This is a genomic window from Serratia sp. JSRIV002, from assembly GCF_019968725.1.
Lineage (GTDB): Bacteria > Pseudomonadota > Gammaproteobacteria > Enterobacterales > Enterobacteriaceae > Chania > Chania fonticola_B.
The window spans coordinates 4408145-4428455 of the sequence record NZ_CP074143.1 but is presented as its reverse complement, the minus strand read 5'-3'; the positions used below and the strand labels follow the sequence as shown (position 1 = coordinate 4428455).

General features: G+C 56.6%; 15 protein-coding genes. 3 read left to right on the top strand and 12 right to left on the bottom strand.

The annotated features are described in order from the left end of the window. Nucleotides 1-8: 8 nt before the first annotated feature. The 4 genes from manD to KGP26_RS20830 form a co-directional block, all read right to left on the bottom strand. Nucleotides 9-1223: a D-mannonate dehydratase ManD gene (gene manD / locus KGP26_RS20845; protein ID WP_021178796.1), complete on the bottom strand. Its 1215-nt coding sequence runs from the start codon at nt 1221-1223 to the stop codon at nt 9-11. Between the two features lie 481 nt (nt 1224-1704). Next, nucleotides 1705-2604, bottom strand: coding sequence for a lipid kinase YegS (gene yegS, locus KGP26_RS20840; protein ID WP_021807144.1), 900 nt, complete (start codon nt 2602-2604; stop codon nt 1705-1707). 536 nt (nt 2605-3140) lie between these two features. After that, on the bottom strand, nt 3141-4493 hold the full coding sequence (yegQ, locus tag KGP26_RS20835; protein WP_021178794.1) for a tRNA 5-hydroxyuridine modification protein YegQ: 1353 nt from the start codon (nt 4491-4493) through the stop codon (nt 3141-3143). 180 nt (nt 4494-4673) lie between these two features. Then, nucleotides 4674-5012 (bottom strand): YegP family protein, encoded by a 339-nt coding sequence (locus KGP26_RS20830; protein ID WP_021178793.1) that lies wholly within the window; start codon nt 5010-5012, stop codon nt 4674-4676. A gap of 347 nt (nt 5013-5359) precedes the next feature. On the opposite strand from KGP26_RS20830, the gene KGP26_RS20825 reads away from it, so the two are divergent. Both KGP26_RS20825 and KGP26_RS20820 read left to right on the top strand, forming a co-directional pair. After that, nucleotides 5360-5623: an antitoxin gene (locus KGP26_RS20825; protein ID WP_021178792.1), complete on the top strand. Its 264-nt coding sequence runs from the start codon at nt 5360-5362 to the stop codon at nt 5621-5623. Between the two features lie 3 nt (nt 5624-5626). Further along, nucleotides 5627-6016 carry a type II toxin-antitoxin system VapC family toxin gene (locus KGP26_RS20820; RefSeq protein ID WP_021807143.1) on the top strand — a complete coding sequence of 130 codons (390 nt, stop codon included), beginning with the start codon at nt 5627-5629 and terminating at the stop codon, nt 6014-6016. 3 nt (nt 6017-6019) lie between these two features. On the opposite strand, the gene baeR is transcribed toward KGP26_RS20820, so the two are convergent. The 6 genes from baeR to KGP26_RS20790 are packed head-to-tail and all read right to left on the bottom strand — an operon-like array spanning nt 6020 to nt 17053. Beyond that, nucleotides 6020-6736: a two-component system response regulator BaeR gene (gene baeR / locus KGP26_RS20815; RefSeq protein ID WP_021807142.1), complete on the bottom strand. Its 717-nt coding sequence runs from the start codon at nt 6734-6736 to the stop codon at nt 6020-6022. Between the two features lie 12 nt (nt 6737-6748). Further along, nucleotides 6749-8119: a two-component system sensor histidine kinase BaeS gene (gene baeS, locus KGP26_RS20810; RefSeq protein ID WP_179247664.1), complete on the bottom strand. Its 1371-nt coding sequence runs from the start codon at nt 8117-8119 to the stop codon at nt 6749-6751. Further along, nucleotides 8116-9561 (bottom strand): MFS transporter, encoded by a 1446-nt coding sequence (locus KGP26_RS20805; RefSeq protein ID WP_021807140.1) that lies wholly within the window; start codon nt 9559-9561, stop codon nt 8116-8118. Before KGP26_RS20805 ends, baeS begins: the two co-directional genes overlap by 4 nt. A 33-nt stretch (nt 9562-9594) precedes the next feature. After that, a complete protein-coding gene (mdtC, locus tag KGP26_RS20800) occupies nt 9595-12675 on the bottom strand; it encodes a multidrug efflux RND transporter permease subunit MdtC (RefSeq protein WP_223664564.1) in 3081 nt (1026 codons plus the stop codon). Then, on the bottom strand, nt 12672-15791 hold the full coding sequence (locus KGP26_RS20795) for an MdtB/MuxB family multidrug efflux RND transporter permease subunit (RefSeq protein WP_021807138.1): 3120 nt from the start codon (nt 15789-15791) through the stop codon (nt 12672-12674). The genes mdtC and KGP26_RS20795 overlap by 4 nt, the downstream gene beginning before the upstream one ends. Then, nucleotides 15791-17053, bottom strand: a complete 1263-nt coding sequence (locus KGP26_RS20790; RefSeq protein WP_094982800.1) for an MdtA/MuxA family multidrug efflux RND transporter periplasmic adaptor subunit — start codon at nt 17051-17053, stop codon at nt 15791-15793. Before KGP26_RS20790 ends, KGP26_RS20795 begins: the two co-directional genes overlap by 1 nt. A gap of 272 nt (nt 17054-17325) precedes the next feature. Here KGP26_RS20790 and KGP26_RS20785 point away from each other — a divergent pair, with 272 nt between their 5' ends. After that, nucleotides 17326-18279 (top strand): aldo/keto reductase, encoded by a 954-nt coding sequence (locus KGP26_RS20785; RefSeq protein WP_223664563.1) that lies wholly within the window; start codon nt 17326-17328, stop codon nt 18277-18279. 42 nt (nt 18280-18321) lie between these two features. On the opposite strand, the gene KGP26_RS20780 is transcribed toward KGP26_RS20785, so the two are convergent. After that, nucleotides 18322-18867 carry a GNAT family N-acetyltransferase gene (locus KGP26_RS20780; RefSeq protein ID WP_021807135.1) on the bottom strand — a complete coding sequence of 182 codons (546 nt, stop codon included), beginning with the start codon at nt 18865-18867 and terminating at the stop codon, nt 18322-18324. A 40-nt stretch (nt 18868-18907) separates the two neighbouring features. Continuing rightward, entirely contained in the window at nt 18908-20260 is a 1353-nt protein-coding gene (gene yegD, locus KGP26_RS20775; protein WP_094982764.1) for a molecular chaperone, read from the bottom strand. Nucleotides 20261-20311: the final 51 nt, after the last annotated feature.

The following is a 20311-nucleotide window of genomic DNA, read 5'->3' as shown; positions in this document are numbered from 1 at the left end:
TCCTCGGTTTACCAGTTCCACAGGGTGCCGTCTTCCAGGCGCGCTACCGGCAGGTAGGCTGGATCGTAGGGATATTTGGCAGCCAGTTTTTCGTCAAACTCGATGCCCAACCCTGGTTTTTCGCCCGGATGCATGTAGCCGTTGTCGAACGTCCAGTTATGTGGGAACACCTCCAGCATCTGTTCGGAGTAGCCCATATATTCCTGCACGCCGAAGTTCGGCACCCACAGGTCAAAGTGCAACGCTGCCGCCATGCAGATTGGCGAGAGATCGGAAGGGCCGTGTGAGCCGGTACGCACCTGATACAGCGAAGCGAAATCGGCGATACGGCGCATGCCGGTGATGCCCCCGGCGTGGGTGATGGTGGTACGGATGTAATCGATCAGTTGCTCTTCTATCAGCTGTTTGCAATCCCAGATGCTGTTGAACACCTCACCGACCGCAATCGGGGTCACGGTATGTTGGCGGATCAGGCGGAAGCACTCCTGGTTTTCGGCCGGGGTAGGATCTTCCATCCAGAACAGGCGATATTGCTCAACGCTTTTGCCAAAGCGGGCCGCTTCGATCGGCGTCAGGCGGTGATGCATATCGTGCAGCAGGTGTTCGTCAAAACCGAATTTGTCACGCACGGCTGCAAAAAGTTTCGGGGTGAAGTCGAGGTATTTCTCGGTTGACCACAGCTGCTCTTCCGGCCAGTTACCTTTGGTCGCAGGCTCATACGCCAGGCCTTTGCCCTTGGCCATGCCGTAGGTGGTTTTCATGCCTGGGACGCCGCATTGTGCGCGGATTGCCTTGAAGCCCAGCTCCTTGTGCTTGGCATAATCGTCCAGCACTTCGTCAATCGAGTGGCCGGTGGTATGGCAATACACCATGACGCCGGTACGTGAAGCGCCACCCAGCAACTGGTACAGCGGCATATTGGCCGCTTTGGCTTTGATATCCCACAATGCCGTATCCACCGCAGAGATGGCCGACATGGTCACCGGGCCACGGCGCCAGTAAGCACCTTTGTAGAAGTACTGCCAGATATCTTCAATCTGATGAGCATCGCGGCCAATCAGCTGCGGGCAGACGTGATCTTCAAGATAAGACGCGACCGGCAGTTCGCGGCCGTTCAGGGTTGCATCGCCGATCCCGGTTAGCCCGCAGTCGGTAGTGATCTTCAAGGTGACGAAATTTCTTCCCGGGCAGGTGACAAACACCTCGGCTTTAACAATTTTCATGACTTCCACATCCTGTTGTTGCTGATAACGTATGGGCGGAAATTAACCTTGAACTGACTACCATACAAGTATGATTTGTGAGAATTGCCGCTGGAGATCACATTTATGGAGAGGATCGCAGACGTGGGGGGATGGTTTTATCTTGAGGTAAAAAGAGGGATGTTGGTTCGCTGGCGTGTTCAGGAGCGGGAGTTAATTTGTAGCAGCGGCCCCTCACCCCAACCCTCTCCCACAGGGAGAGGGAGCTGATTCGGTGATGCGGTCAGGTGTGGATGATAATTTGTAACTCGGTAACTAACTAAATTAAATATAGTTTTTTACGATTTTACGATTTTACGATTTTACGATTTTACGATTTTGCGGTTGAGCGCAGGAGCTAATTTGTAGCACATACTGTCCCCTCTCCCTGTGGGAGAGGGTTAGGGTGAGGGGCGTTACGCCGGGCTAAAGCTTGCTCGATCTGAGCACGTGGCTTATTTGCTTATCCCAGCAGATCGCAATTTGGCGGTAAGCGGCACTTGATAGCATCAGGCAGCACCTCAATGCGGAAATCACGGCCCGTCAGCGGTTCGCCATCAAGGTTAAAGGTGATTTCATGCGGCGCGGTGATTTCCAGCCATGGCAATGAGGCATCAACTACGTTGCTGTTTTCCTCACCGCTGAACAAGATATTAACCAGCGTAGGCAGCAACTCTTCGGCGGTGAGCAGGCGCACCTGCAATAAACCATCGTTGATCAACGCGCCAGGGCAAAGTTTCTGCCCACCTCCGGCCTGCCTACCGTTGCCGATACCGATCACCAGCGCTTCTCCGGCCCAATGGAAATCTGGCCCACGGATCTCGCAGCTGTCGGCTTTCAGCGCATCCAGGCGCAGCAGGCCGTGAATGAAATAGGAAACGCCCCCCAGCGCAGCCTTCAGTTTTTCTGGGGTTTCGGTGGTAATGCGGGTGCCAAAGCCGCCGGTCGCCATATTGATGAAATAGCGCTCGTCATTGACCTTGGCCAGATCGATCGGCACCGCTCGGCCCTTGATGGCTAACTGCAAAGCCAAATCTGGTTGTAAGGGAATAGAGCAGGCGGTAGCAAAGTCGTTGGCGGTGCCCAGCGGCAGTATGCCGAGTATTGGGCGAAACTCTGCGGGCAGTTGTGCCAATGCGGCAGCGACCTCGTTGATGGTACCGTCGCCACCCCCGGCGATCACGGTTTCAACCCTCAGTTGGCTAGCCTCTTTGACGTAACGAGCGGCATCCCCCAGTTCCCAGGTGACGCGGACATGCAGGGTCTGGCCCTCATGGCGCAGCAGGTTCACCGCTGCGCGAACTTCCTCGTTGCCGGAGCTTTTACCATTGATGATAAGCAGTGCTGGTGCATATTGGTGCATTCCTGATCCTTATGGCGAAAAACGAATCGGCTGTCAAACGGTGGCCAGGTGGGGCTTCCCAGTAGTTTGAACCCTAAACCAAGCCATTAACGATAAACCACAATCCGGTAGCGGGCCATAAGAATATTCAGGTAATGCCGCGTTTGGCTGCTACAGGGTATTTATATAATCAATGCCCAATGGGGGGAAATACCTTTCTTTCACGCAAGTTAAGCGTTGGTATTAACGACCTTATTAATCGCTATAGAATAATTTATATATTGCAGGGAAAATGATAAGCCGCTTGGCGCAATGCAAGAAATATCCTAAAAAAACCAATGAAATTTTCAGCTGATTGAAATTTAAGGGGATAAAAAAGAAAAGGCCAACCCAAGGGAGATTGGGCTGGCTAAGGAGGTGGTTCCTAGTATTGCTATGCAAATATTTTCGTTATTAGTTTTAAGCAGCCTGATAATAACCAAGCTGCGCGCTAATTGATGTGATCTGATTCTAATATTTGCCAAAAATTGCCACCCAGGTGGGTGGCGATAAACATCTTAACCGTTCTGGCTATCGTCCTGCGGCAAATTGCGGATCAACAACGCATAATTGAGGTCGATATCCTCGGGGATCGGCAAATAAACGATATGGCCGTTGCCCGGAGCGACATCGATCGTCTCGCCCTTCTTGTTCTGCAGGCTTTCCAGGGTAAACAACACGTTACCTCCTGGCGTCATCATCTCTACGCTGTCACCGACCAGGAATTTATTTTTTACATCCACTTCTGCCCAGCCGTTACGGCGCACCCCGGTAAATTCCCCGACAAACTGCTGCAGTTCGGAAATGGAGGAACCGTAATCATAGTTCTGGTGGGCATCATGCGTATGACGGCGCAGGAAACCTTCGGTATAGCCACGATGAGCCAGGCCTTCCAGCGTGGTTAGCAGGCTTGGGTCGAAGGGCTTACCGGCAACGGCGTCGTCAATGGCACGGCGATAAACCTGTGCGGTACGGGCGCAGTAATAAAACGACTTGGTACGGCCTTCAATCTTCAGCGAATGTACGCCCAACTGGGTGAGTCGCTCTACGTGCTGGATGGCACGCAGATCTTTTGAGTTCATGATGTAGGTGCCGTGCTCGTCCTCAAACGCGCTCATGTACTCGCCGGGTTTCTGCGCTTCGGAAAGCATAAAGACTTTATCGGTTGGTGCGCCAATGCCCAGCGTCGGCTCAACGTTTTGCACCGCGATAGGCTCATGCAGATGCACGATGCTGCCGGTATCGTCTTCCTTGCCTTCTTCTGCCTTGTACTGCCAGCGGCAGGCATTGGTGCAGGTGCCTTGGTTGGGATCGCGTTTGTTGATGTAACCGGAAAGCAGGCAGCGGCCGGAATAGGCCATGCACAGTGCGCCATGCACGAAGATCTCCAGCTCCATTTCTGGTACCTGGCTACGGATTTCCGCCACTTCATCCAGCGACAGCTCGCGGGAAAGGATCACCCGCGTCAAGCCCATCTGCTGCCAGAACTTCACCGTTGCCCAGTTGACCGCGTTAGCCTGCACCGAGAGGTGAATGTCCATCTGCGGGAAGGCTTCGCGCACCATCATGATCAAACCGGGGTCGGACATGATTAGCGCGTCCGGGCCCATGTCGATCACCGGTTTCAGGTCACGCAGGAAGGTTTTCAGTTTGGCGTTGTGTGGCGCGATGTTAACCACCACGTAGAACCTTTTGCCTAGCGCATGGGCTTCGTTAATCCCGAGCTGCAGGTTCTCGTGGTTAAATTCGTTATTACGTACCCGCAGGCTGTAACGCGGCTGGCCAGCGTAAACCGCATCGGCCCCATAGGCAAAGGCGTAACGCATGTTTTTCAGCGTTCCCGCCGGGGAGAGGAGTTCTGGTGTAAACATAGTGATTCTCGGTCTGATTTCAGGTCAGCACCGCGCCACCCAATGGCGCAGTGAAAGCGGGGGATTGTAGCGGCAGCCCGCCAAGAAATCAGCAATTAACCGGAAATTTTCAAGGGAGATTGATCTTCATCATCAGAAAAACCGCGCGGTAGTGGATACCGCGCGCAGGCCGGATGAGATTTATACGCTTAAATCACGCACGTCTGTGGTTGGGCCATTCTTGATCACCGACTGAATCCCGCCTTTCGCTGCGCTATCCGAGCTGTACATCTGGCTGGTGCCAATCACCTGATGGTTTTTGGCTTTCAGCACGAAATAGGGTTTGTTGTTGCTGCTGATTTTCACTTCAAACTGCGCCTCATGAGGCGAATTGGTTTGCACGGACGCAATCCCGTTTTCCGCCGAGGCTTTGCTGGCATACATCTCGCTGGAGAGAATGATCTCGCCATTGCTGGCCTTCAGGTTGAAGTGATACTGCCCGTTGCTCGATTTTGTCAGCTCATAATGTCCGCTTGCCATGGTCCTGCTCCTGATTAGTGCCAATAAGTGAGATAAGTGTAGCTAATGTCTCAGCAAGCGCTTTTTTTAACGGTGAAGTAATGCGTACCAGTGCACAGAAATGGGTGGCTTGTTGTATTCGTTGCCAGGTTGGGCTGGAGGGAGGTTGCCCCTGGTTACATTGGTGATTGCGTAGCGGTTCGCATCGTTGGCATAAAACGTTAGGAGGCAGATGATTTTGCTACGTTGAGAGGATAGGGTGGCTGATATCCGCATTCCTTATGCGAACAAAAAACAGGCAGCTTGGCCTTGGCATCCACTCAAAATAGGCATATGCTTTGGCCTATGCCAGCGTGAGGAGGTGCAATATGGAAAGAGTCGCCAAGCTTTTTAAAAACGGTAGAAATCAGGCGGTGAGATTGCCAGTGGAATTCGAATTCGATGTCGATCAGGTTTATATTCGCCGGGATGAACAGGGTAACGTTATCTTGTCGAAGCATCCAATGAAATTGGACTCCTGGCAACCGCTACTGACCATGCTGCAAAACGTGGCGGTTCCTGCTGACTTCCTGACTGCTGACGATCGCCAGCAAGGGGTTGCAGAACGGGATCCGTTCAAGGAGGAACAGTAAGTCATGTATATGTTCGACACTAACACGGTGAGCCAGCTTTTTCGTCAACATCCCCGGCTGCTTGCGGCTATGGGCCGGGTACCGCCATCGTCGGTGTGTATTTCCAGCATAACCCAGGCGGAACTGCTTTATGGTGTCGCCAAGCGGCAGAACAAGGCGCTAAAACAGACGGTGATGATGTTCCTGGACGCCGTCACCGTTTACTCCTGGGACTCTGCGGCGGCGCATTGCTATGGTGTCATGCGCGCAAGTATGGAAAAACAAGGCAGACCGATGGGGGCGTTGGATCAGCTTATTGCCGCACATGCGGTAAGCCGTGGCGCAACCATAGTGACCAGCGATCGGGCTTTCACTATGGTCGCGGAGCTTGAGGTGGAAGACTGGACGCTGTAAGCGTCACAGCCCATTGACCAGCCTACACTGTTCGGCTTCCCAGCGGTAGCCCACCCCGTAGACCGAACGGATAAACGCCTTGTCGCCGTCGATCAGCTCCAGCTTGCGGCGCAGGTTCTTGATATGGCTATCGATGGTACGGTCTGTCACCACCCGGTAATCGTCGTACAGATTGTTCAGCAGCTGTTCGCGTGAAAACACGTTGCCCGGCTGGCAGGCCAGGGTTTTCAGCAGGCGGAATTCCGCCGGAGTCAGATCCAGGATATGGCCCTGATAGCTGGCCTGAAAGCGTGGCTCATCAATCTGCAACAGTGAATCATCATCGCTATGTTCCTGGGGCCGATAGCAACGGCGCAGGATGGTTTTCACCCTGGCAACCACTTCGCGCGGGCTGTAAGGCTTGCAGATGTAGTCATCCGCCCCGATCTCCAGCCCCAGCAGGCGGTCGATCTCCTCGATTTTGGCGGTCACCATGATGACGGGGATATCGGTAAAACGGCGTAGCTCGCGGCAAACGGTTAAGCCATCGCAGCCTGGCAGCATCAAATCCAGCAAAATAAGCGCCGGTGGATGTTCATGCACCGCCGGGATCACCTCGCTGCCGTTGCTCAGCCAGCGGGTGGCGTAGCCAGCAGCCTGCAGATAATCTACCAACAGTTGGCCCAGCTTGGGTTCATCTTCCACAATCAAGATTTGTAGTGGCTGATTTTGGTTTTCCATCAAACAACCTTATTATTCACCAGAGATGGGGAAATCTACTGTAATGCGCACGCCGCCTAAAGGCGAGTGTTGTGCGCGGATCTCGCCGCCATGTGCCTCCACAATGTTCTGACAGATGGAGAGCCCCAGCCCCGAACCGCCGCTGGCGCGGTTACGCGATCCTTCAGTGCGATAAAAGCGTTCGAAGATGAGAGCCAACTGCTCGTCATTCACTCCTGGGGCGCTGTCCTGCCAGTAAATCCGCACCATTCCCGGCAGGCGTTCGATACCAATCTCCAGCCGACCACCGGCATCGGTATAGCGTTGGCTGTTTTCCAACAGGTTGTTGAATAACTGGAGCAGTCGGTCAGGATCGCCAAACAGTGGCATCTGTTCCGGTAGATAGGTGACGATTTCCAACTGTTTGGTATGAAAACGTTCACGGAAGGCCGCCACTGCGATCTGCACCAGATGCACACAATCTACTGGCAATTTACGGTAGGCGAGGGCGCCGAGATCGGAGAGTGACAGCTGGTGCAGATCGTCCACCAATTTGGTGAGGGTTGAGACTTCCGCCTGTAGCGAACTGAGCGAAGCCGGTGTGGGTTGGCGAACGCCGTCTTGCAGCGCCTCTAACTCACCACGCAGTACCGCCAGTGGGGTACGCAGCTCGTGGGAAACATCCGCCATTAGCGCCCGCCGCATCTGTTCGTTCTTTTCCAGCGAGGTGGCAAGCTGGTTGAAATCCTGTGCCAGCCGACCCAGCTCATCTTGGCTGCTGACCGCCACTCGAGCGCTGAAATCACCCGCCGCTAGCCGATGGGTACCAGCAACCAGGCGTTTAACCGGTGCCAGCAGGCCGCGCGACATCAGCCAGGTGACTGCCGCCGCCAACAAGGTAGATAGCCCAACGATCATCCAGCTGGTGCGCTTCTGTTGGCGATCGAAGTTGATGTCCGCATTGCGCGTCAGCTTTTCCGGTGGAGTAGCCACTACCCAACCGACGATCTGATTGTTGTAATGAATCGGGTGTCGGGTGCTTTCTTTCGGGATCGGGCCGGAATGGCCTACCAACCGGTTATATTGACTGTCCACCACCCAGAATTGGGTGCGCCAGCCCTTGGGGGGCAGATTGTGGCTACTGTCGCTGTTCTGCTCAAACGAACGCATAATCTGATACACCACCTGATCGTTGTTACGCAGAAATTCCCAGTTGCCGTGGCGGCGATACTGATCTTCCAACGCGTCACCGAGCATGCTGATGCGCTGCTCATTGCTGTGCTTGATGTAATCGATAAAACCCCGTTCAAAGCTGACGCGTACGCCCCAGTGCATGGTGATCAACACCAACATGCAGGTGGCGAAGATCGCCATGAACAGCTTGCCGGTTATGCCAATTCTCATTGTTTCCTCGTGGAGCCGGTGCCCGGCTCTTTGGTCAACGTGCGGTTGGGGGCGATGTCGGTCGGTACGCGGGCGAAAGCCAGCGCCGGCAGGGCAATAATCAGCGCCATGCAGCCATAGCTGTAGATAAAGGCGTTGTGGATAGCCGGGCTATCGGCCACCACCTGATGATGCGCGAAGCTGCCAATCAGGATCCCGGCAATGCTGACGCCCAGGCTCATGGATAGCTGCATCACCATCGACAGCAGGCTGTTGCCGCTGCTGGCGAGCCGATCGGGCAGATCTTTCAGCGTCAGGGTATTCATGGCGGAAAAACGCAGGGAGTTAACCATGCCTTGGAAGAAGAGTATCACCGGCAGCAGATAAACCCAGCCCAGTATCGCCACCAGCGGAAAACTCAGGGTAACCAGCGCCAGCATCAGGGTGGCGGCCACCAGTACATTGCGATAACCGAAGCGGTTAACCACCTGCACCACGATGCGCTTCATGCCCATGCTGCCGATGATCATCGGGATCATCATCAACCCAGCGTGGAACGGGGAAAACCCCATACCCACTTGCAAAAACAACGGGGTCATAAAGGGCAACATCCCGCTGCCGATCCGCCCCAACAGGCTGCCGGTTAGCCCGATGCGGTAGGTTGCCGTCTTGAATAGTCGTAGTGAGAACAGCGCCCGGCTGTTACCTCGGGCATGCAACCAGTAGCCAGCCAGCGCAGCGCAACCCATAACCACCAGCCCGGCGATGGTGGCAGAGGAAAGCCCCATGCCTTTATGCCCGTCGAGCGCCAGCGTCAGCGTCGCCATGCCAATTGCCAACATGATAAAGCCGCTGATATCGAAACGCCGGGTCTGCATGGTGTAATTGGGCATCAGCAGCGCGGTGGCAATCGCTCCGGCGATCCCCACGGGAATGTTGATCAGGAAGATCCAGTGCCAACTGGCGTATTGCACCAGAAAGCCCCCCAAGGCGGGTCCCATCAGCGGGCCGATCTGGCCGGGCAGGGTGACGAAGGTCATCGCCGCCATATACTGTTCACGCGGGACGATTTTCATCACCGTCAGCCTGCCGACCGGCACCATCATCGCGCCGCCGATGCCCTGTATCACGCGGGAGGCCACCAGCTCATTCAGGGTTTCCGAACGGGCGCACAGGATCGACCCAAGCGTGAACAGCACGATGGCGCTGAAGAACACCCGTTTGACACCTACCCGATCCGCCAGCCATCCGCTGGCAGGTAGCATCACTGCGACCGTCAGCACATAGGAAACAATCACCGACTGCATGCGCAGCGGATTTTCCCCCAGGCTGGCTGCCATGGAGGGCAGCGCGGTATTGACGATGGTGGTATCCAGCGTCTGCATAAAGAAGCCGAAAGCCACGATCCACAGCTGCCATCGCACCGAGGTGGACCCTGGTGGGGCGCTGGGTTTGATGTTCATCTCATAGGCCCTTATCTCCCGCGTTGCTGCCGATCAGTGAGGCAGCGGCGTCAGTTTTTTACCGCGACGGAACTTCATCTGCAAGCGGTCAAAGTACAGATAGATCACCGGCGTGGTATACAGCGTCAACAATTGGCTCATCAGCAGCCCCCCGGCGATGGTGATCCCCAGCGGCTGCCTCAGCTCCGCCCCGTCCCCGCTGGTCAGAACCAGCGGCAAGGCGCCAAACAGGGCCGCCAACGTCGTCATCATGATGGGGCGAAAACGCAGTAAGCAGGCCTGGAAGATGGCCTCACGGGCGCTGATCCCGCCGTTGCGTTGCGCATCCAGGGCAAAGTCGACCATCATGATGGCGTTCTTTTTAACGATACCAATCAACAGCATAATCCCGATTAGCGCAATCAGGCTAAACGGCGCGTCAAACAGTTCCAGTGCCAGCAATGCCCCGACTCCGGCAGAAGGTAGCGTGGACAGTATGGTCAGCGGATGGATATAGCTCTCATACAAAATACCTAGCACGATATATACCGTGGCTATGGCCGCCGCGATCAGGAACAGCTGTGATTTCAGCGTTTCCTGAAACACCTGTGCGGTACCGGCAAACGAGCCTCGCACGGTGGAGGGAACTCCCAGCTGCGTCATGGTCCGTTCGATGGCTGCCGTCGCCTCGGACAGGCTGCCACCGTCTGGCAGGTTGAACGAGATGGTAGAGGCTGCCGACAGCCCCTGATGGTTCACCGCCAGCGGTGCGTTGGCTGGCCGCCATTGGGCAAAGTAAGACAGCGGGATCGGCTGGCCGCTGCTGTTGATCACAAACATTTTGTCCAGCGAGCTCACGTCCTGGGTATAGGGCGGAGCTACCTCCATCACCACTTTGTATTGGTTCAGCGGCTGATAGATGGTGGAAATCTGGCGTTGTCCGAAAGCGTTGTTGAGCAGGTTGTTGGCGTCGTTGACCGAAATGCCCAGCCGCGACATGGTTTCGCGATCGTAGGTCAGATCCATTTCCGAGCCTTTGTCCTGCTGATCGGAGTTGACGTCCGCCAGCTCCGGCAACGCTGCCAGTGCGGTGCGGATCTTCGGTTCCCATTCGCGTAGTGCGCCAAGATCGTCGGCAAGCAGCGTGTATTGGTAACTGGCGTTGGCCTGCCGCCCACCAACGCGAATGTCTTGTACAGCCATCAGGAACAGGCTGGCCCCCGGCTCTTTCGCCAGTTTGGCACGCAGGCGGGCGATCACCTTCTGAGCATCATCGGTGCGTTCCGACAGCGGTTTGAGGGAGATAAACATCGAGCCGCTATTGGTGCGCGAACCGCCGGTGAAACCGGTGACGTTATCCACGTCCTTGTCTTCCCGCACGATCTTCATAAATTCTTGCAGCTTACCGCGCATTGCCTGAAACGAAATGCTCTGGTCGGCCTGGATAAAGCCCATCAGGCGGCCGGTATCCTGCTCGGGGAAGAAGGTTTTTGGAATACTGATGTACAGCCAGACGTTGAGGGCAATTGTGGCCAGGAACACTGCCATTACCCAGCGAGAATGGCCCAATACCCAGTTGAGTGAGCGGCCATAGCCCTGCTGCAAAGCCAGCAACATTCGGCCAAAACCCCGAATACGCCGCTGTTCGCGCGGTGGCTGGTAACGCAGCAGATAGGCGCACATCATCGGCGTCAGCGTCAGTGAAATCAGTAACGAAAGCCCGATTGACACCGAAAGCGTCACGGCAAATTCGCGGAACAGCCTGCCTGGCAAGCCGGCCATAAACAGCAAGGGAATAAACACCGCCACCAGCGATACGCTCATGGAAAGCACGGTGAAACCGACCTCTCGTACCCCTAGCAGTGCGGCCTTGATTGGTTTCATCCCGGCCTCGACGTGGCGCGAAATGTTTTCCAGTACCACGATGGCGTCATCCACCACAAAGCCGGTGGCGATGGTGAGCGCCATCAGCGACAAGTTGTTCAGGCTGAAGCCGCACAGGTACATGGCGGCGAAGGAACCGATCAGGGAAACCGGTACGGCCACTGCCGGGATCAGCGTTGCTCGGCCAGAGCGCAGGAAGATGAAGACCACCAGGATCACCAGCCCGATGGCGATCACCAGTGATTGCTCTACTTCGGCCAGTGAGGCACGGATCGTCGGTGAGCGATCCTGGGCAATACTCAGTTCGATCGAGGCGGGGATGTTCTCCCGCAACGCGGGCAACTCGGCGCGGATACGATCCACGGTTTGAATGATATTGGCGCCGGGAGCACGGCTGATGGTCAGAATGATGGCTGGTTTGGCGTTGGTCATCCCGGCGTTGCGTACGTCCTGGACCGAATCGATGACGTTGGCCACGTCGCTCAGCCGTACCGCCGCGCCGTTGTTATAGTGAATCACCAACGGCTGGTAGGCCGCCGCAGTTTTCAATTCGTCGTTGGCCTGGATCTGCCAGCGCTGCTGTGGGTCATCCACCGCGCCTTGCGGGCGGCGTACGTTGGCGTTGGCGATGGTTTGCCTTACCGCATCCAGTGAAATCCCCTGGTTGAATAAGGCACCGGGATTAAGCTCCACGCGTACCGCAGGTAAGGAACTGCCGCCGACCGAGACATCGCCTACGCCTTCCGTCTGGGCAATCTTTTGCGCCAGCTGCGTTGACGCGAAGTCATACAGCTGCCCTTGGTTGTAGGTATCCGAAGTCAGCGTCAGGATCATGATTGGCGCGTCGGACGGGTTGATCTTGCGATAGGTGGGTCGGCTTGGCATCCCGGTAGGCAATAAGCTTTGGGCGGCATTAATCGCAGCCTGTACGTCACGTGCAGCCCCGTTGATATCGCGATCGAGATCGAACTGCAGGATCACCCTGGTGCTGCCAAGTGAACTCGTCGAGGTCATTTCATTCACCCCGGCGATCCGGCCCAGGGCCCGTTCCAGCGGTGTAGCTACCGAGGAGGCCATGGTTTCCGGATCGGCGCCAGGTAACGAAGCGCTCACCAGAATGACGGGGAAATCCACCTGCGGCAGCGGCGATACCGGCAGCAGCCGAAAGCCAATCACCCCGGCGATGGTGATCGCCAGCGTCAACAGCGTTGTGGCAACCGGCCGGTAGATAAACAGGGCAAAGAATTTCACGGCAGCTCCTGCGGTTCTGGCTGGCGGTGGGTATTGCGAGCCAATTTATCAAACAGCAGGTAAATCACCGGCGTGGTGAACAGCGTCAGGATCTGGCTCATCACCAGACCACCGACCATACAGACGCCCAGCGGGCGGCGCAGTTCGGCCCCGACGCCGGTACTCAGCATCAGCGGCAATGCCCCCAGCAGCGCGGCCAGCGTGGTCATCAGGATCGGGCGAAAACGCAGCAGGCAGGCCTGATAGATGGCGTCGTACGGCGTCATCCCTTGCTCACGCTCGGCAGCCAATGCAAAGTCGATCATCATGATGGCGTTCTTTTTCACGATGCCGATCAGCAAGATGATGCCGATAATGGCGATCACATCCAGCTCATGGCCGGAGAGCATCAGCGCCAGCAGGGCCCCGACACCGGCGGTGGGCAGGGTCGAAAGAATGGTCACCGGGTGGATAAAGCTCTCATACAGCACGCCCAGCACGATATACATCGCGACCACCGCCGCCAGGATCAGCCACAGCGTGCTACCAAGGGCAGCCTGAAATGCTAGCGTGGCGCCCTGGAACTGGGTGGTGATGTCTTTGGGCATGTTGAGGTCTTTCTCAGCCTGAGTAATGGCCTCTACCGCTTCCCCGAGCGAGTAATTACCGGCCACGTTAAACGACACGGTGGCCGACGGGAACTGATCGAGATGGTTGATCGACAGCGGGCCAAAGCGCTCCTCTATTTTGGCGATGGTGCTTAATGGCACGATGGTGCCGTTGCTGCTGATCAGGCGGATATCGTTTAACGCTGAAAGCCCTGGTGTGCTGGAGACATCATGCTCCAGTACCACCCGATATTGGTTTGCCTGGGTGTAAATGGTTGAGATCAGGCGCTGGCCGAAGGCGTTATACAGCGCGCTGTCGACATCGCTCATGGTGATGCCAAGGCGCGAGGCCGAGTCTCGGTCGACATTCACATAGGCCACCAGCCCCTGATCCTGCCAGTTGCTGGTCACTTCGGCCAGTTGCGGGGCCTGCTGCAATTCGGCCATCAACTTCGGCACCCACAGGCTGAGGTCATCCAATGACATCGCCTGAAGGGTGAACTGGTACTGCGTGCGGCTCACCTGGGTGTCGATGGTCAGATCCTGCACCGGTTGCAGATACAGCTTCAAGCCGGGGAACTGCGCCGTCTGTTGCTGCAGGCGGGTAATGATCGCCGGGATGCGATCGCTACGTTCGCTCAGCGGTTTAAGGTTGATCTGCAAACGGCCGCTGTTGAGCGTGGCGTTGCTGCCGTCCACGCCAACAAAGGACGTCAGGCTTTCTACCGCCGGATCCTTGAGGATTTCGGCAGCAACCTGCTGCTGGCGCTCGGCCATGTTACTGAATGAAACGCTCTGTGGCGCTTCCAGCGTACCCTGAATAATGCCGTTATCCTGCACCGGGAAGAAGCCTTTCGGCATCAGCAGATACAGCAACACGGTCAGCGCCATGGTGCCGAAGACGACGCCTAACGTCAGCCACTGATGGTTCAGCACCACTTTCAGCCACACGCCGTATTGGGCGATCACCCGGTCAAAGAAACGCTCGCAAGCACGAGAGAAACGGTTTTGCTTACGCAGCGATTCGTGGCTAAGCATCCGGGCGCACATCATCGGCGTCAGCGTCAGCGACACCAGTGCGGAAATCAGGATCGCCACTGCCAGCGTCACCGCAAACTCGCGGAACAGACGGCCAACGATATCACCCATAAACAGCAGTGGGATCAGCACCGCTACCAGCGAGAAGGTCAGCGAGATAATGGTAAAGCCGATCTCTCCTGCCCCTTTCAGCGCCGCGTCGAGCGGTTTTTCACCTTTTTCGATATAGCGCGAGATATTCTCGATCACCACGATGGCGTCATCCACCACAAAGCCGGTGGCGATGGTCAGCGCCATCAGCGTCAGGTTGTTGATGGAGAAGTCGAGGAAATACATGACGGCAAAGGTGCCCACCAGGGAAAGCGGCACCGCCACGCTCGGGATAATGGTGGCGGGAACGTTACGCAGGAAGACGTAGATCACCATGATGACCAGGGCGATCGCCAGCAGCAGCTCAAACTGTACGTCACTGACCGAGGCCCGGATGGTGGTGGTGCGGTCGGTCAGCACCTTCACATCTACCGACTTTGGCAGGCTCTTGATCAGCTCTGGTAGCATCTCGCGAATACTGTCGGCGGTGGTGATCACGTTGGCACCCGGTTGGCGCTGAATATTCAGCACGATGGCCTGTTCTTTATTGGCCCATGCCGCCAGGCGGTTGTTCTCTGCGCCTTGCTCAATGGTGGCGATATCTTGCAGGCGGATGGCTGCTCCGTTCTGATAGGCGATAATCAGCTGACGGTAATCCTCAGCGGTTTTCATCTGATCGTTGGCAGAGAGTGTGACCGAACGCGTCGGGCCGTCCAGGCTACCTTTGGCCGAGTTGACGTTGGCGTTACTGATGGCGGTGCGAATGGTTTCGCTATCCAGCCCATAGGCGGCGACCGCCGTAGCATTGAGTTTCACCCGTACGGCCGGGCGCTGGCCGCCGGAGATGGTGACCAGACCGACCCCGGTAACCTGCGAAATCTTTTGCGCCACCCGGGTTTCCACCATGTCTTCTACCTGGGTCATCGGCATGGCGGTCGAGGTGACGGCCAGCGTCAGGATCGGTGGATCGGCCGGGTTAACCTTGCTGTAAATCGGCGGGTAGGGCAGATCGTTGGGCAGCAGGTTGGTGGCGGCATTGATGGCCGCCTGCACTTCCTGCTCGGCAACGTCCAGCGGCAGTTCAAGCTGGAATTGTAGGGTGATCACCGAGGCGCCACCGGAGCTCTGCGAGGCCATCTGCTTAAGGCCGGACATCTGGCCAAACTGGCGCTCCAACGGCGCGGTGATCGCCGAGGTGACCACATCCGGGCTGGCGCCAGGGTAGAGTGTGACGATCTGGATGGTTGGGTAATCCACTTCCGGCAGGGCAGAAACGGGCAGTGAGCGATAGCCAATGATCCCGGCCAGCATGATAGCCAGCATAAACAGCGTGGTGGCTACTGGGCGAAGAATAAACAGGCGGGAAGGCCCACCTCCGCTATGTGGGGACATCGACTGCATCAGGAGTTCCCCTGAGGTTTAGCGCGGTGCTTCGGTTGTTCTGCATTCGGGGTGGCCGTCGATGTATGAGGGGCCACCACTTCAACCTGCATGCCTTCGGTCAGGCGGTCGATCCCGTCGGTGACGACGCGGTCGCCCGCATTGACCCCGGCACTAATGACCACCTGCTGGCTATCCTGAATACCGGCGGTCACCAGATGTTTGCTGACCTTATTGTCTGCGCTCAGCAGCCAGACGAAGTTACCTTCGTTGCCCATTTGCAGCGCGGCGGTGGGGATCACCACCGCATTTTGCAGGGTGGCAACCTTCAGCCGGGCGTTAACGAACTGATTCGGGAACAGCGCATCGTCCTGATTGTCGAAGCGAGCCTTCAGTTTGATGGTACCCGTCGCGGTATCGATCTGGTTATCCAGGCTCAATAACTCACCGGTGGTTAACAACTGCTGGTTGGTGCGGTCCCATGCCTCGACGCTCACGGGGCCAGCTTTCTGTGCTTTGACCAGATCGGCGATATTGCTCTCCGGTAGGGTAAAGACTACATCGATCGGATGCGTTTGGGTGATCACCACGATGCCGGTAGTGCTGCCGCTGGCGATGTAATTGCCCACGTCAACCAGCTTAAGGCCCACGCGGCCATCAATCGGTGCGGTGATCTTACTGTAGGTTATTTGCAGTTTGGCGCTGTCCACCGCCCCTAGATCGGCCTTGATAGCCCCTTCGGTCTGGCGAACCAATGACTCCTGGGTATCCAGTTCCTGGCGCGATACCAGATTGGTTTTTGCCAACTGTTGGTAACGGGCGAGGTCGCGTTTGGCATTGGCCAGCGTCGCCTGATCTTTGGCTAACTGCCCCAGAGCCTGAGTTAATTGTACTTCGTAAGGGCGCGGGTCGATCTCAACCAGCAGGTCTCCCGCCTTGACCTGTTGGCCTTCGGTAAAGTGTATCGCCATCAATTGACCATCGACGCGGCTGGTGACGGTCACGGTGTTGGCCGCGGTGGCGGTGCCCAATCCCGAGAGGAAACGCGGCACGCTCTGCACTGTGGCGGTGGCGGCCTGCACTGGAGACATGGGAGCCCCTCGTCTACCACCGGCTCTGCCTGCGGCTCCTGCTGGGCCTGAACCTGCCTGCTGCGCACCCGGCGCTGCACCGGTAGCCTGTGGCGCGCTAAAGTGACGCCAGATCAGAATGGCGCCAAGCACCACGATAACTATGGCTAGCAGGCGCAAGAGCAGTGTGCGGCGTTTGGGTTTTGTATTCATGGCGTTGGGCATTCTCTCCAGAGACAGTCGTGCGGGCAATCAGTTGCCAAAAGTGATACTCCTTACAGGATACTAGTTTAGCGAGCCGTCACGGTGTAAAAATGAAGGAAATATGGAGGAAGCGTCAGGTTTGTCGGCAGAGAATGTCTATTTTACCCAAACCACGCTTAGCTAGACATTTTCTGACATATAACCGATTCGTTTTAGCGTTCCAGCCGTTTTCGCGCTAATAATTTAGGGCGAATATTTCCTTTTCCCTCAGGAGCCACATCATGAGCAAGAAACCGTTGGGCCGTTCCGGCATTCAGGTCCCGCAACTGACCTTTGGCGGCAACGTGTTTGGTTGGACTGCAGACGAGGCCACGTCTTTCAGCCTGTTGGATGCGCTGGTAGCCAATCAGTTGAATTTTATTGATACCGCCGACGTTTATTCGAGCTGGGCGCCGGGCAACCAAGGTGGCGAGTCAGAAACGGTGATTGGTAACTGGCTGAAGAAAAGCGGCAAGCGCGACCAGGTGATCATCGCTACCAAGGTGGGAAAACCGATGGGCGAGGGCAAACAAGGCTTGTCGCCACGCTATATTCGTCAGGCCGTAGAGGCTTCGTTGCGCCGCCTGCAAACCGATTATATCGATCTTTATCAGTCCCATGATGATGACCAGGACACTCCGCTGGCAGAAACTCTGTCTGCACTTGATGAATTGATCAAAGCCGGGAAAGTGCGTGCTATTGGCGCTTCCAACTATCAGGCAGACCGGCTGGTGGAAGCACTGAAAGTCAGCGAGCAAAACGGACTGGCGCGCTATGAAACCCTGCAGCCGGAATATAATCTGTATGCCCGTGAAGGTTATGAGCAGGCGCTGGAAGCGGTGGCGCAGCAACAGGGGCTGGGGGTGATCAACTTCTTCTCACTGGCCAGTGGTTTCCTCACCGGCAAATATCGTAGCGCACAGGACGTGGGTAAGAGCCAGCGCGGAGATACCATTGTGTCGCGTTATCTGAACCCGCGCGGTTTCCGCATTCTGGCAGCCCTCGATCTGCTGGCAGAGAAGCACCAGACTACACCCGCACAGATCTCGTTGGCCTGGCTGATTGCTCGCCCAAGCATCACCGCGCCCATCGTCAGCGCCACCTCGTTAACCCAGTTGGATGAGTTGGTGAGTGCCACTCGGCTCCAATTGGCCGCCGAGGATATCAAGGCGCTGGATGAGGCAAGTGCCTGGTAAGGCCCATAACATCAATTATTATTCAATGAGTTATTATCACCATTACTTGTTTGGCGACAGCTTACGATACAACACATGCTTGCGTAGTGGATGGCCCAGCGGTAAACGGGGATGCTCGAAGGTTTCACCGCTGAAGGTCATCCCGATGCGCTCCATCACCCGGCGGGAAGGGAGATTAATTTCAGCGGTAAAGGACACCACCTCTGGCAGTTGCAGCCTATTGAAAGCGATATCCAGTGCGCAACGTGCCGCTTCGCTGGCATAGCCTTGGCCCCAATGCTCCTTCGCCAACCGCCAGCCAATTTCCACGCAGGGCGAGCAGGGCAGATCGTCGCCAGGAATGGCTAGCCCGACAAAGCCGATAAAGGCAGCCTGATGCTTCACCTCGACGGCCCATAGCCCCCAGCCGTGTTGTTGCATAAATTGGCGGATACGATTGGCCTGGGCGTCGCTTTCAGCTCTGCTTAGCGTTGCCGGGAAGTATTTCATCACCTCAGGAGCGCTATTGAGCGCGGCAAAGGCGGGCAGATCGCTATCTTGCCAACCGCGCAGCAGCAATCTAGGTGTTTCACCAGTGATGATAGCCATAATGCTCCATTGTCAGGGGCGTTAGCCGCCCCTGCGTTAATCAACGAAACAGCGTCTGCGCCCAGCGTGCCAACCCGGCGGTGACCGAGCCAAAATCGTTGCCACCGACGATCGGGATCCCCGGCAACTGCTGTTGCAGTGCAGTTCTCAGCAGTGGTGAGCGCGCGCTACCACCGGTCAGGTAAATGACCTGCGGCTTACTTTGGCTGGTAGCCAGAGCGGCGCTAACCTGTTCCTGGATACGTAGCAGAGGTTGGGCAATGGCATCGGCCAACTGCTCCTGGCTGATCGTTTCTGCCAGCTCCGGCTGCACAAAATCCAGTTGAGCGCTGATGCTTGCCTGACCCGATAGCGCGATTTTACTCTCTTCCGCCGCACGTACCAGCCGATAGCTCAGGCGCTGCTGATGGACTTTCAACAGACGTTTCACCTTCTCGGGTTCGGCAGCGTCGCGGATCAGATCGCGCAGCATACGGCCATTGGCCGTGCTGTAGAAATCGATTTGGGCTGGGACGTCGTTGGTCGCTACCGCGTTCCAGTAAGGCAATGCAGGCATGGCAATGCCTTTCTCGGTTTCACCGCCCATACCGAACAGCGGCATCAGCTGTTTGAACGCCAGCATGATATCCAGATCGTTACCGCCTACGCGGCAACCGCTGTGCCCCAACAGGCTCTGTTGGCGATCGGCACGATCGCGCCATTGTGGCCCCATCAACAGCACCGAGCAGTCGGTGGTGCCGCCGCCGATATCGACCACCAGCACGGTTTTCTCTTCGCTTAGCGTCGCTTCAAAGTCCAGCCCGGCGGCAACCGGTTCGAACTGGAACTCGATCTCTTTGAAACCGGCCCGCTGTGCGGCGCGGTGCAAAATCCCCTGCGCCTGCTGGTTAGCCTCTTCACCGCCGGTGCCCTGGAAGTTGATCGGGCGGCCAATGACGGCCTGAGCGATGCTGGTTTGTAATACGCTTTCCGCCTGGCGCTTGATGTGGAACATCATGGCGCACACCAGATCTTCAAATAGCGCAATCTGCTGTGGCTTAAGGCCGTTAGCCCCGAGGAAGGATTTCGGCGAGCGGACAAAATACACTTCTTCCGGATCTTCGATGTAGTGGGCCAGCGCCTGCAGGCCGAACAGCACGCTGTCGCCGTTGACCGGAATATCTTCTTCGCGGTTGAAAGTGATGGCGCGGCGCAGCAGCTGCTGGTTTTCCTCGCTGCCGGTTGGCACCTGCCAGTGGCGATGCAGGCACTCACTCACCGCCTCACGCGTCGGTGCGCACAGCATCGAAGGGAGATACGGTTCGTTGTTTTCCAACGTCAGTAATTCAGGGCCCTGGTCGCGCATAACGGCGACAGAACAGTTGGCAGTGCCATAATCGAAGCCAATAAACATTTTTCGTTCCCCATGCCGATGAAGGGGGGCGACTTTACCCGAGACTGGTCT